This is a genomic window from Lysobacter sp. A421 (genome assembly GCF_054052145.1).
Genome location: NZ_JBSVRL010000001.1, coordinates 735762 through 750120, shown reverse-complemented (window position 1 = coordinate 750120; position 14359 = coordinate 735762). Strand labels below are relative to the sequence as shown.

2 protein-coding genes are annotated in these 14359 nt (G+C 66.0%); one reads left to right on the top strand and one right to left on the bottom strand.

Annotated elements, in window-relative coordinates; translation table 11 throughout:
• Window positions 1–51: 51 nt before the first annotated feature.
• Window positions 52–1785, bottom strand: a complete 1734-nt coding sequence (locus ACW7G6_RS03405; RefSeq protein WP_456979464.1) for a sulfotransferase — start codon at window positions 1783–1785, stop codon at window positions 52–54.
• 394 nt (window positions 1786–2179) lie between these two features.
• On the opposite strand from ACW7G6_RS03405, the gene ACW7G6_RS03400 reads away from it, so the two are divergent.
• Window positions 2180–14353 carry an autotransporter-associated beta strand repeat-containing protein gene (locus ACW7G6_RS03400; protein ID WP_456997530.1) on the top strand — a complete coding sequence of 4058 codons (12174 nt, stop codon included), beginning with the start codon at window positions 2180–2182 and terminating at the stop codon, window positions 14351–14353.
• Window positions 14354–14359: the final 6 nt, after the last annotated feature.

Sequence of the window (14359 nt, the reverse complement as noted above, 5' to 3'; positions counted from 1 at the left end):
AAGCTGCGGTGGATGCGCTTGTCATACAGAGACGGATTGTTGGACTCTGTCTTACCGGACTGATGCGAGGCCATTGATCAACGGCGAGAGCCACGGTTCGTAATTGCGCCAGCGATCCAGTCCAGACCGATTGATCGGGAGCCGGACCTGCTGGGCGCTCGGAGTGTGAACTGGTCGGCGATTCTCGTGGAAACGGAGGCAGGACTGGTCGAAGTCCAGCCCAATATAGTTGAGAAGACGGCGAATCTCCGCATCTGGGTTTTCCACCAGCGATTCGTAGTGCAGTCGATAGACATGCCCTGGAAGGATCGCGTCGATATAATCCATCATTCGAATGTAGTCATTATTATATCGGGCCAGATCGTGCAGATTGGCAGGCAAGCTGCTTTCCCGATTGAAATAAGTGAAGTAAGTCGAAAGACAGCACGACAAGGGGTCTCGCCTGACGTCCACGATCCTGGCGTTCGGCAGGATCAGCCGGATAAGCGCGATGAATCGCCAATTGGCCGGCATTTTGTCGGTGAAATAGCGGCGGCCGCTTCTTCTGTGTCGACGCGTTGCGTCAAGATAGCGTCGCCCCAGTGCCTCCAGTTCGCTCGGTGTGAGCCTGGCCATGGCGCCGGGCAGGGATTCCCCTGTCGTATCGGTGCCGGAGATCGAGGCCGCAATGTCCTGAAGCTCGGACAACTCCCCCGCACCCTCCACCATCGGGTGGCTGGCAAGCATCTGTTCGACGAGCGTAGAGCCGGAGCGGGGCATGCCGACGATGAAGATCACATCGTCGGCGGGATGTCCGCAACCATGGCGTTCGGAAAAGAATGAAGGAGAAAGTGCTTCTTCATGGGACACAACCAGCTCCCGGATCTTTCGTGGATCGTAAGGGACGAGCGCTCCACGCAGAGCATTTGCCTGTTGGTAATGGCCGAAGGATTGCTCGAACCGCCCACGGTCGGCGAACGCCTTTCCAAGCGCGAACTGGAACTGGACTTTCTGAAACGGATCGCTGGCCTCCGGCAATACCTGTTCCATCATCCGGATGTCGTCCGCGCCCAGCGGGATCGTGCGCAGATTGGCAAGGTTCCACCATGCAGCGCCATTTGCGGGATCCAGCTGCAATGACCTGCGATAGGCCGCTACGGCCTGTTCGGTCTGGCCCATGGTTTTCAGGGCGTATCCATAGTTCATCCACAACACGGACGAGTCCGGCGCTCGCGCCACCAGTTCCTCGTGGACGTGAAGGGACTCCTCGATCCGGCGCGCGGCCGAGAGTACGCCCGACTTGATCGACAGCGGCCAGATGCTGGCCGGGTGCCGGACTATTTCGAGGTCGAGAAGCACGAGTGCTTCATCGTCCCGCCCCATGCGACAAAGCAGCGATGACAGATCCGCATGACCGAGGATGAAATCCGGTCGATAGGCGATGGCGCTTCGCAGCAACCGTTCCGCATCCGCGGCACGTCCGGTTCTGGCTGCGATCATGGCGAGCAGGCGCAAGGCTTCGACGTCATCGGACGCCTCCGCCAAACGGGAGCGGACGAGCGCCTCGGCTTTTGCCAGTTCATTGGATTGCAAGGCGTGTAGAGCTGCTGTCAGGGGCGTTTGTGCGGTGGTCACGAGTGGCCTGGATGGATGTTGGTCACGATGGCGGTTGTATCGGGATGCGCTCGAGATTGGTCGGATCCCATTGTGCTCGCTGTCGCGAGTGTGCCGTGTTCCGGCGAAAAGCGGTAATGCGGCCCAGCGTTTTACGAACGAAATGATCTGGAATGGAATTTTCAGGGACATCTGCGAGTTCTCATTGATTCTAATCATGGGAAAGAATCACCATTTATTTCGAAAACTCATCATTGATTTAGAACATTCACCATGTCCACGTCCAGGGGGGTTGCGGAGTGTGACGCCAGACAAACACCCAGCTAAGGCGATCGGTTAACGTAGAAAAACGTCGACGACGATGGAATACCCAGCTCGACTTTTGTCCGGGGATCGGCGATGGTGGTATGCGGGGAAAAATGGGAACGATAGAAATCGTCACAGTCGCCGGCCTGATGAGGGCCGGCGCGATTGCTTTCGACAGTCGAACTGATCCAGTTCATCTCACCTAGATGGTGAGCATTACCAATCGCGCCATCATGCCCACTCGTGGAATGAGGCTTGCAGCACTACTAGGGGACAATCCATGGCCGACAGAACGAAGCAGTTTCAACGCACTCGTGGTTCGAGAACGCTTTCGAAGAGCCTGCTGTGCACTGCGCTGGCGGCGGTCCTGGCTGCCGGTGTTCCAACGGTCACCCATGCGGAAGACCGTTACTGGGATGCGAACGGCACGGCTGTCGGTTCCGGTGGTTCCGGAACGTGGAACCTGAGCAACCTCAACTGGAGTCCCAACGGCGACGGCGTCAGCGGTCCTTTCGCGCTTCCCTGGAGCAACGCGCTGCTCGACAACGCGATCTTCGGCGGCACCGCCGGAACCGTGAACCTGGGTGACCCGATCGCGGTTCACAACCTCACTTTCAATACGGCAGGGTATGTCCTCACCGGCAATACGCTGACGCTCGGCGGCGCTTCGCCCACCATCACCGCGGCCGGCAGCGCTACGATCAATTCGATCATCGCCGGCACATCGGGTCTCACCAAGGCCGGTGCCGGGACGCTGCAACTGTCAGGCGCAAATACATACAGCGGCGGCATCTCCCTTCTCGGCGGCACCCTGTATGGCGTCACCGACGGTGCGCTCGGTGCGGCGGGCAACGACATCACTACCGCGGCAGGCACCACTGTCGGCCTCAGAATAGACGGCGCGGGAACCGCGAGGTCGATCACGATCGGAGATGGCGGCACCCTGACCGTGAGTGGTGCCGGCGTCGGCTCGGCCCTTATCAGCGGGAACGGCAGGGTCAATGTCGCGCCTTCCAACAATGCACTCAGCATCGTCCAGCTGACGAATGACGCCAACAGCTATACCGGCACAACGATCTTCAACGGCTGCAACGGCGTTTGCAGCGCCTATTTCTCCTCGATCGCCGATCTCGGCCAGGCAAGCTCGCTCGGCGCACCGACGACCGTAGTCGACGGCACGATTGTCTTCAACCAAGCCAGCCAGTACAGCGACAACGTCATCTACATCGGCGACGGCGACAGTTCGAACAGGAACTGGGATATCAATGGCGGTGCTGCCCAGATCCGGAATCGCGGCACGGGCACCCTGACGATCACGGGCGATGTCGACGTTTCCGCGGGCGCAGCGTTCAGCGCGGAAGATGCGGACATCGAACTGCTGGGTGTCCTGAGCGGGGCCAACTACAGCTTCATCGCGAATCCGGATCGTACCATCACGCTGGCCGGTGCGAATACGTTTTCCGGCACGGCGGGCATCGGCGGGCTGGTGCGGGCATCGGTGCTGGCGGACGTCGGCAGCGCCAGTTCGCTGGGCATGGGGACAAGCATCAACCTGAGCAACGGCATCCTCAGCTATACGGGAGGCGGTTCGAGCAGCAACCGGACATGGGGCGTCAACGGTGCCAACAGCATCCTCAACGATGGCAGCGGCGCGCTGGCACTGAGCGGGGGTCTTGCCTTCAATCCCGGCAATCCAGCCATCGACACCCTGACACTTGGCGGCAGTTTTGCGGGCGTCAACAGCTTTTCCGGGGTCATCTCGGGCAACGGCCATCTGATCAGCGATGGGTCGGGAAGCTGGAACCTGGATGGTGCGAACACATTCGTTGGCTCGGTCACCGTCAACAACGGCGTCCTGCGTGCCGGCAATGCCTCGGCGTTCGGAGAGGCGACGGGCTTCACCGTCAACGGCGGCACGCTGGATTTGAACAGCTTCGATCTCATTGCACCTTCGATCGCCGGAACCGGCGGGTCGATTGCTTTGGGCAGCGCCACCCTGACCGTCAAGGCGACCACCGCGCAGAGCTATGCAGGCAGCATCGCTGGTAGCGGCGGTCTCACCAAGAGCGGTGCGGGCACGCTGACCCTTACCGGCGCCAGCACCTACAGTGGCGCCACGACGATCAACGGCGGCAGGCTCGCGCTTGACTTCACCGGCGCCGGCGGCCCCGCCAACAACATTCTTTCGGCATCGTCGCCCCTGGTCCTGTCCGGCGGCGTCCTCGACGTCCTGGGCGCGGCAGGGGAAAACAACAGCCAGGCCCTCAACGGGCTGACGGTGAACGCGGGTAGCAACACGGTGCGCGCGATCGCGGGCGCGGGCGGGTCGGTGGACCTCAGCCTCGGCGCGATCACCCGCGCCGGCGGACTCGTCAACTTCGTACTGCCGACCGCGGGCGCCATCTCGACGACCAATGCCGACGGCCTGCTTGGCGGTTGGGCGACCATCGCCGGAACCGACTACGCCAAGGTCGTGGGCGGGGACATCATCGCGTTCGACGAGACCGACTACACCGACAAGGACGATGCCGGCACCTGGCTGACCGGCGAGATCATCAGCGACACCGAAGGCCTTGCCGATACACCTTTCTTCGGCACCGTTGGCGGCAACGTTTCCCTGGGCGGCCTGCGCTATACCGCGGCTGCGGACTCCACCGTCACGATCGGGGCAGGAAACACGCTCGGCGTCGACGGGACGATCATCGTCGCGCCCAGTGTGGCCGACAATGATCAGACCATCACCGGCGGTTCCCTGACCAGTGGCATCGGTGGGGGTGCGCTCGGGCTTCAGCAGAACGGCGAGGGCACCTTCACGATCGGCTCGACGATCGTCGACGGTACGGGCGTCACGTCTTTCGCCAAGGGCGGCGCCGGCTTGGCCGTGTTGACCGGTGCCAACACCTACACCGGTACGACGACGCTGACCGACGGCACCCTCCGGGTCGGCAGCGTCGGCAACGGCGGCGTCGCGAGCAGTATCGGCGCGTCCACGGCGGCATCGTCGAATCTCGTCCTTGAGGGTGGAACCCTTCAGTACGGGGGAGCGACCGCCACCACCGACCGCGGGTTCACGCTCGTCAACGGCAGCCCTTCCAGGACGATCGAAGTCTCCAATGGCGCGACCGACCTGACGTTCACGGGGCAGGTGACCAGCCCGGACGACGCCGGCTTCATCAAAACCGGCGCGGGGACGCTGACGCTCGCCAACGCCGCGAACGATTACGTCGGCGTGACCACGGTCACCGGCGGCACGCTGGCCGCGACCACGCTCACCGACGGTGGAGTCGCCAGCAGCATCGGCGCGGCGTCGAGCGATCCGGCCAACATCGTGCTGGCGGGCGGAACGCTCGCCTACACCGGTGCCACGACCGGCAGCGACCGGGGGATGACGTTCGGGGCCGGCGGCGGCGGGATCGGCGTGACCGATGCGGCCACCGCGCTGACGCTCTCCGGCATCCTGACCGGCACCAGCCTGCGCAAGGAAGGCGCGGGCACGCTCGTGCTCAGCGGGGCGAATACCTACACGAACGGGACGTCGGTCAACGAAGGCACCCTGCGCGCCGGGGCCGAGAACGTCTTCGGTGGCGGCGCCATGAGCGTCGCCGCGGACACGTTGCTCAACCTGGACGGCTTCGACAACGCAATCAGCTCGCTGAATGGGGCCGGAGACATCGATCTCGGCTTGGCCACCCTGACCGTCAACAGTGGCGGCACGTTCACCGGCACGATCAGCGGCAGCGGCGGACTCACGCGCTCGGGAACCGGCCAGTTCACGCTCAGCCTGAACGGCTGCAACAATACCTACACCGGTGCCACCACGGTCACCGGTGGCACCACGCTCGCCACCGATTGCCTTGCCGATGGCGGTGCGGCGAGCGGCATCGGCGCGTCCAGCAACGCACCGTCCAGCCTTGTGCTCAGCAACGGAATCCTGAACTACACCGGCGGCACCGTGATCACGGATCGCGGCTTCACGGTGGCCGGCACCGGCGCCATGCGCGTGGATTCCGCCGCGACGACGCTCGAGTTCACCGGCGACATCGTGGGTACGGGCGGTCTGCGCAAGGACGGTCCCGGCACGCTCGTCCTGTCGGGCGTAAACAGTTCGACGGGCAATGCCACCATCACTGGCGGCACATTGCGCGCAGGGTCGGCCACTGCGCTTGGCAGCGGTGCACTCACGCTTACCAATACGGCGGGCGTCTTGCTGGATCTCGATGGTTACGACAACAACGTCGGTTTTCTTGCCGGCGGTGGCGCGAACGGCGGCAACATCGAGCTGGACGGCGCGACGCTCACCATCAATGCCGGCAGTAGCCTCGCCAGCGCCAACTACGCGGGCGCGATCACGGGCAGCGGCGACCTCGTCAAGAATGGCGGAGGCATCCAGCAGCTGTCGGGCTGCGCCAGCAGCTACGACGGCGGCACCACCATCAATGGCGGCACCCTCGCAGTGGCATGCCTGGATGATGGCGGGGCCAACAGTTCGATCGGGTCGTCCTCGGCGGCGGCGAGCAATCTCGTCCTCAATGGCGGCACGCTGCAGTACATCGGCGCGGGCGGAAGCACCAACCGGCAGTTCACCCTTGGGCCGTCGGCTACGAGCGGGCTCGACGCATCCGGAGCCGGAGCGATCGCCTTCACCAATACATCGGCGATCTCGTTCTCGACCCCGAACACCGCGCAGGCGCTGACGCTCGGTGGCGCCAGCACCGGCGACAACACGCTCGCCGCCCAGATCACCGACAACGGAACCGGCGTCACCCGCCTGGCCAAGACCGGCGCGGGCACCTGGATCCTGACCAATTCCGCAAGCGACTATACCGGCATCACCACGATCAGCGGTGGCGTCCTCGGCGTCGACAAGCTCTCCGACGGCGGCGTTGCCAGCAGCATCGGCGCGTCCTCCGCGGACGCGGCGAATCTGGTCATCGGCAACGGCTCGACCTTGCGCTACACGGGCTCCGGCGACACCACCAACCGTCTGTTCACCCTCTCGTCGGGCGTGACCTTCATCGAATCCTCCGGTACCGGCGCGATCGTCTTCACCGACACCGGCCCGGTAACGCTGCAGAACAACAACCAGGCGCGCACGATCGCGCTGGGCGGAACCAACGCCGGCCTCAACACGCTTGCCGGCTCGATCGGCGATGCGGGGACCGGCGTCACCACGCTGGCGAAGAACGACAGCGGCACCTGGGTGCTGACGGGAAACCACAGCTACACCGGTTCGACCAACGTCAACGACGGCATCCTGTTCATCGGCGATGGCGGCACGACCGGTTCGATTGCCAGTGCCACGGTCAACAATTTCGGCATGCTGGGCTTCAACCGCAGCGACGCGATCGCGTACGACGGGACGATCGTCGGCACCGGCTCCCTGCTGCAGGCGGGTGCGGGCACGACCACGCTTGTCGGCACGAACACCTATTCGGGCGGCACCACGATCGACGCCGGCACGCTGCAACTCGGCGACGGCGGGACGACCGGCAGCATCGTCGGCGATGTCGTCAACAACGGCACGCTGGTCTTCAACCGCAGCAACGGCTACACCTTCGGGGGCCTCATCTCCGGCGGCGGCAGGGTGGTCCAGGACGGTCCGGGTACGACGGTACTGTCCGGCACCAACACGTATGCCGGCGGCACCGTGATCAACGCCGGCACGCTGCAGATTTCGAGCGATGCCAACCTGGGTGATGCGACAGGCGGTGTGACTTTTGACGGCGGCACGCTGCGCAGCACCGCCGACATCGCCAACGGCCGCGATGTGACGCTGGCCGGTGACGGCACGGTGCTGACCGACGCCGGTACAACCTTCGAGCTCGGCGGCTTGGTCTCGGGCGCGGGCGCGTTCACCAAATCCGGTGCCGGCACGCTGGTGCTGACGGCCGACAACACCTACACCGGCGGCACGACGATCGCCGGCGGCACGCTGCAGCTCGGCGATGGCGGCACCAGCGGCTGGATCCTGGGCGATGTGGCGAACAACGGTGTGCTCGCGTTCGACCGCTCCGATGATGTGACCTTCGCCGATCTCGTGACCGGCAGCGGCAGCCTGGTCCAGAACGGCCCGGGGGTGCTCACGCTGACCGGCGACAACGGCTATGGCGGCCCGACCGTGGTCAACGCCGGCACCTTGCTGGTCAATGGCAACCAGGCGACGGCGACGGGGCTGACCACGGTCAATGCCGGTGCCACGCTGGGCGGTATGGGCACGATTGGCGGCGACGTCCTCGTCAACACCGGCGGCACGCTGTCGCCGGGCGTGAGCGTGGGCACGCTGACGATCGGCGGGGACCTGTCGCTGTCCACCGGTTCGTCACTGGACTTCGCGTTCGGCCAGGCCAACGTCGCCGGCGGTCTGCTCAACGACCTGGTCGATGTCGGCGGCAATCTCGTGCTTGACGGCACGATCAACGTCAGCGTTCCGACCGGCGGCAGTTTCGGCGGCGGCATCTACCGCGTCTTCAACTACGGCGGCGCGCTGACCGACAACGGGCTCGATCTCGGCACGCTGCCCACCGGCGCCAGCGTCACGGTGCAGACCTCGGTGGGAGGGCAGGTCAACCTGGTCAACTCGACCGGGCTGGAGTTGAGTTTCTGGGACGGCGACGCCGGTCCGAAGTTCAACGATTCGGTCGACGGCGGTGCGGGCGTCTGGCAGCTCACGGGCAGCGGCAACAACTGGACCGACCCGGACGGCAGTATCAATGCCGCCTATGCGGATGGCAGCTTCGCGGTCTTCGCGGGCCTCGGTGACGTCGTCACCGTGGACAACGGCAATGGCGCGGTCACGGCCTCGGGCATGCAGTTCGCGAGCGACGGTTATCTCGTCACCGGCGACGCGCTGGCGCTGACCGACGCCGAGTCGGTGATCCGCGTCGGCGACGGCACCGCGGACGGGGCGGCGTTTACCGCGACCATCGGCAGCGAGCTCACCGGCAATGCGCAGCTGGTGAAAACCGACCTGGGCACGCTGGTGCTGACCGGCACCAACAGCTACTCCGGCGGCACCAGGATCAGCGAGGGTACGCTGCAGATCGGCGACGGCGGCAGCACGGGTTCGCTCCTCGGCGATGTCGCCAACGACGGCACGCTGGCGTTCGACCGTTCGGACGACGTGGCCTTCATCGATGCCATCTCGGGCGGCGGTGCAGTGGTGAAGCAGGGCGTCGGTGCCCTCACGCTCGGCGGTGCCAACAGCTACGCGGGTGGCACGACGATCGAGGACGGCACGTTGCGGATCTCGAGCGACGCCAACCTCGGCGCCGCCAGCGGCGCGCTGGTCTTCGAAGGCGGCACGCTGAACACCACCGCCGACATCGCCAGCGGCCGCGACGCGACCCTGGTGGCCACCGGTACCGTGCTGACCGACGCGGGCACCACCTTCGCCCTCGGCGGCACCGTCGCGGGCGCCGGCGGCCTCGCCAAGTCGGGTGCGGGCACGCTGGTGCTTACCGGCACCAATACCTACTCCGGCGGCACGACGATCGGCGCGGGCCTGTTGCAGGTCGGCAATGGCGGCACCACCGGCTCGATCACCGGCAACGTCATCAATGACGGCACGCTGGCGTTCAACCGTTCGAACGACCTGGCGTTCGCCGGCGTCGTCTCCGGCAGCGGCACGCTGGTGAAGCAGGGCGGCGGAGTCCTCACGCTGGGTGGCACAAACGGCTACACGGGTGGCACGACGATCGAAGATGGCACGCTCCGCATCTCGAGCGATGCCAACCTGGGCGCCGTGGTCGGCACGCTGACCTTTGATGGCGGCATGCTGAACACCACCGCTGACATCGCCAGCGGCCGCGATGTGACACTGGCCGCCACCGGCACCGTGATGACCGACGCGGGCACAACCTTCGAACTCGGCGGCCTGGTCTCGGGCGCCGGCGCGCTCGCCAAGTCCGGCGCGGGCACGCTGGTGCTCACCGGCGCCAACAGCTATGGCGGCGGCACGAACATCGACGCCGGCACGCTGCAGATCTCGAACGACGCCAACCTGGGCGATGCCGCAGGCGACGTGACCTTCGACGGCGGCACGCTGCGCACGACCGCCGACCTTGCCAGCGCTCGCGACATGACGCTGGTCGGCGCGGGCACGGTGTCGACCGACGCGGGCACCCTCTTCGAACTCGGCGGTACGGTCTCGGGCGCGGGCGCGTTCACCAAGTCGGGCGCCGGCACGCTGGTGCTGACGGCCGACAACACCCACACCGGCGGCACGACGATCGCCGGCGGCACGCTGCAGCTCGGCGACGGCGGCACCAGCGGCTGGATCACGGGCAACGTGGCGAACGATGGCGTGCTGGTGTTCGACCGTTCCGACGACGTGAACTTCGTCGGTCTGGTCTCCGGCAGCGGCGCCCTGGTGAAGCAGGGCAACAACGCCCTCACCCTGACGGCCGACAACACCTACACCGGCGGCACCACGATTGCGGGCGGCACGCTGCAGCTCGGCAATGGCGGCACCAGCGGCTGGATCCTGGGCGACGTCGCCAACGATGGCTCCCTGGTGTTCGCCCGCTCCGATGACGCGACCTTCGACGGACTCGTATCCGGCAGCGGCGGACTGGTCCAGAACGGTGCGGGTGTCGTCACGCTGACGGCGGACAACAGCTATGGCGGCACCACGGTACTGAACGCCGGCACGTTGCTCGTCAACGGCGACCAGTCGGCGGCGATCGGCGCCACGACGGCAAACGGCGGCGCGACACTGGGCGGCGGCGGCATCATCGGTGGCGATGTCGCCATTGCAAGCGGGGCCAGCATCAACCCCGGCTTCGCCGGCGCGACGCCCGGCGTGCTCACGATCGGAGGCGACCTGGCGCTGGCCAACGGAGCCACGCTCAACTACGACTTCGGCGAAGCCGATATCGTCGGCGGCGCATTCAACGACCTGATCGCCGTCGGCGGCGATCTGGTGCTCGACGGCACACTCGACGTCGCCACGAGCGCCGGCGGCAGCTTCGGGCCGGGTATCTACCGCGTGCTCAACTACGGAGGCGCGCTGAGCGGTCCGGGCCTGACGTTGGGCACCCTGCCGTCGGGCACGGATTTCTATGTGCAGACGTCAGTCGCTCATGAGGTCAACCTCATCAACACCAGCGGCCTGGCACTGCGCTTCTGGGACGGCGCCGCAGGTGGGCGCAACGACGGCACGATCACCGGCGGCGACGGCATCTGGCAGAACACGGCCGGCAACGACAACTGGACGCTCGACGACGGCTCGATCAACGCGCCGTTCCTCGACAGCGCGTTCGCGATCTTCCAGGGGACGGGAGGCACCGTCACCGTGGACGACAGCCTGGGCGCCATCAACGTCGCCGGCATGCAGTTCGCGGCCGACGGCTATGCGATCGAGGGCGACCGTATCGATCTGGTCGGGTCGCAGGCGATCGTCCGTGTTGGCGACGGCACCGTCCCGGGCGGCGACTACATCACGACCATCGCGTCGGAACTCGCAGGCGCGGCGCAGCTGGTGAAGAGCGATGCCGGCACCCTCGTGCTGTCGGGCGCCAACAGCTACACCGGCGGCACGCTGGTCGACGGCGGCACGCTGCAGATCTCGAATGATGCCAACCTCGGCGCGGCGGCGGGCGGGCTCGGGTTCGATGGCGGCGTGCTGCACACCACAGCCGACGTGACCTCGGGTCGCGCCATCGTGCTCACCGGCGCTGGCACGGCCGATGTCGATGTGGATACCTCGCTGGTGCTCTCCGGGACGTTGTCGGGTGTCGGCGGCCTCACCAAACTCGGCGACGGCACGCTGGTGCTGTCGGGCACGGGTGGCAATGACGGCGGCATGTCCATTGACGCCGGAACCCTGCTGCTCAACGGCGACTACTCGGCCGCGGCAGGCCCGACCGGCGTTTCGCTCGGAGCGACGCTGGGCGGCACCGGAACGATCGGCGGCGACGTGACGCTGGCCGATGGCGCAACGCTCACCCCGGGTGCGGGCGGGCCGGGCACGCTCAGGATCGACGGCAACCTGTCGCTCGCCTCGGGCAGCCTGCTCGCCTTCGAGTTCGGCGAGGCCAACGTGGCGGGCGGCGCACTCAACGACCTGGTTGAAGTCGGCGGCGACCTCGTGCTCGATGGCACGCTCGACGTAAGCGTGCCGGTTGGCGGCGCCTTCGAACCCGGTGTGTACCGGGTGTTCAACTACGGCGGTGCGCTGACCGACAACGGGCTCGAGCCCGGCACGCTGCCGGACGGCAGCGACGCCACGGTACAGACCTCGATCGCCGGACAGGTGAACCTGGTCAACACCGCGGGCCTCACCCTCAACTTCTGGGACGGGGCGGCCGGTCCGAAGAATGATGGTGCCGTGAATGGCGGTGACGGCTTGTGGCAGAGCAGCCTCGGCAACGGAAACTGGACCGATGCCAACGGACAGGTGAACGCGCCGTACACCGATGCCGCATTCGCGATCTTCGCCGGCACCGCCGGCACCGTCGAGGTCGACAACAGCGTCGGCGCCGTTTCCGCGAGCGGCATGCAGTTCGCGACCGACGGCTATTCGATCGTCGGTGACGACCTCACCCTGGTCGGACCGGACGCGACGATCCGGGTCGGCGACGGCTCCGCAGCGGGGGCGGGCTTCACCGCCACCATCGGTGCGGTGCTGGGCGGTGACGCGCGATTGGTGAAGACCGATGCCGGCACGCTCGTACTGAACGGAGACAACACCTATACCGGCGGCACGCGCATTGCCGGCGGCACGCTCCAGATCACGGGCGATGCCAACCTCGGCGCCGCCGCGCGCGGCGTCACGCTCGATGGAGGCACCCTGGCCACGAGCGCCGACCTGTCGAGCGAGCGTGGCATCGAACTCGCGGGCAACGGAGCGATCGCGACCGCGACGGGCACGACCTTTACCTTCGAAGGCCTGTTCTCCGGTGCGGGCACGCTGACCAAGGCCGGCGCGGGCACATTGCTCGTGGCCAGCGACAACGACAGCTACGTCGGCACCACGTCGGTCTCGGACGGCACGCTGGATGTCCGCGGCCGCCTCGGCGGCGCCGTGAACGTCGGCACCAATGGCCGCCTCGAAGGAATCGGCCGGATCGGCACCCTCACGAACGCGGGTGTCGTCGCACCAGGCGGCAGCGTCGGCAGGCTGACTGTCGCGGGCAATTACCTGGGCAGGGACGGCACGCTGGAGATCGAGGCCGCGCTTGGCAACGATGACTCGGCCACCGATCTGCTGGTGGTGCAGGGCGCCACCTCCGGCAACACCCGGGTCAGCGTGATCAATCGCGACGGGCTTGGCGCGCAAACCGTCGAAGGCATCAAGATCGTCGACGTCGCCGGTGCCTCGAACGGCGCGTTCACGCTCGATGGCGATTACGTGTTCCAGGGCGAACAGGCGGTGGTCGCCGGCGCCTATGGCTATCGCCTCTACAAAAACGGCGTTGCCGAGCCCGGGGACGGCGACTGGTATCTGCGTTCGTCGCTGCTCGACGGTTCGTCGCCCGACGATCCGGATACGCTCTACCAGCCTGGCGTCCCGGTGTATGAAGCCTATTCGCAGACCTTGCTTGCGCTCAGTAGCCTTTCGACCCTGCAACAGCGGGTCGGGAACCGCTTCTGGGGGGTGGAGCTCGTCGGAGCCGGCGTGGGTATCTGGGGCCGGGTGGAGTCCAGTAATCAGCGCCCGGAGCCCATCTCCTCGACCAGCGGTGCCGATCGGAACATCGACAGCCGGCAAATTCAGATGGGCATCGATGCGCTCGTGTCCGAGCGTGAGGATGGCTCGGTGCTGATTGGCGGGGTCAGCGTGCACGATGGCAGGGCCGATGCCAGCGTCACTTCGATCTTCGGCAACGGTTCGATCGATACCCACGCCCATGGTCTTGGCGCAACGCTCACATGGTATGGCCCACAGGGGTTCTACCTGGATGCCCAGACGAAGCTCAGCTGGTTCGCAAGTGACCTGAACTCAGCCACGCTTGGTAATCTCGTCAAAAGCAACAACGGCAAGGGCGAAGCGGTCAGCGTCGAGGTCGGCAAGCGGTACGCGGTGAGCGACGCGCTTGCGCTGACGCCGCAGTTCCAGGCGATCTATGCCCATGTCGATTTCGATCGCTATGCCGATCCGGCGGGTGCACTCGTTTCGGCGGACAAGGGCACCAGCCTGAAGACCCGCGGGGGTGTCTCGCTCGATCACCAGACGAGTTGGAGCAGCGCCTCGGGCGACGTCCGTCGCACGCATCTGTATGGCCTGGCCAATCTGACGTACGAATGGCGCGACGGTACCGGCGTCGATGTCTCCGGCACGTCGATCGGCAGCCGCGATCGCAGGATGTGGGGCGAACTGGGCCTCGGCGGCAGCTATAACTGGGGCCGCGGCGCATACACGATTTACACTGAAATCTCTGCCGACACGCCCATCGCCGACTTCGGTAACGCATACGGCTTCAAGGGAACCATCGGCATCAGGGCCAGCTTCTGACCGAGC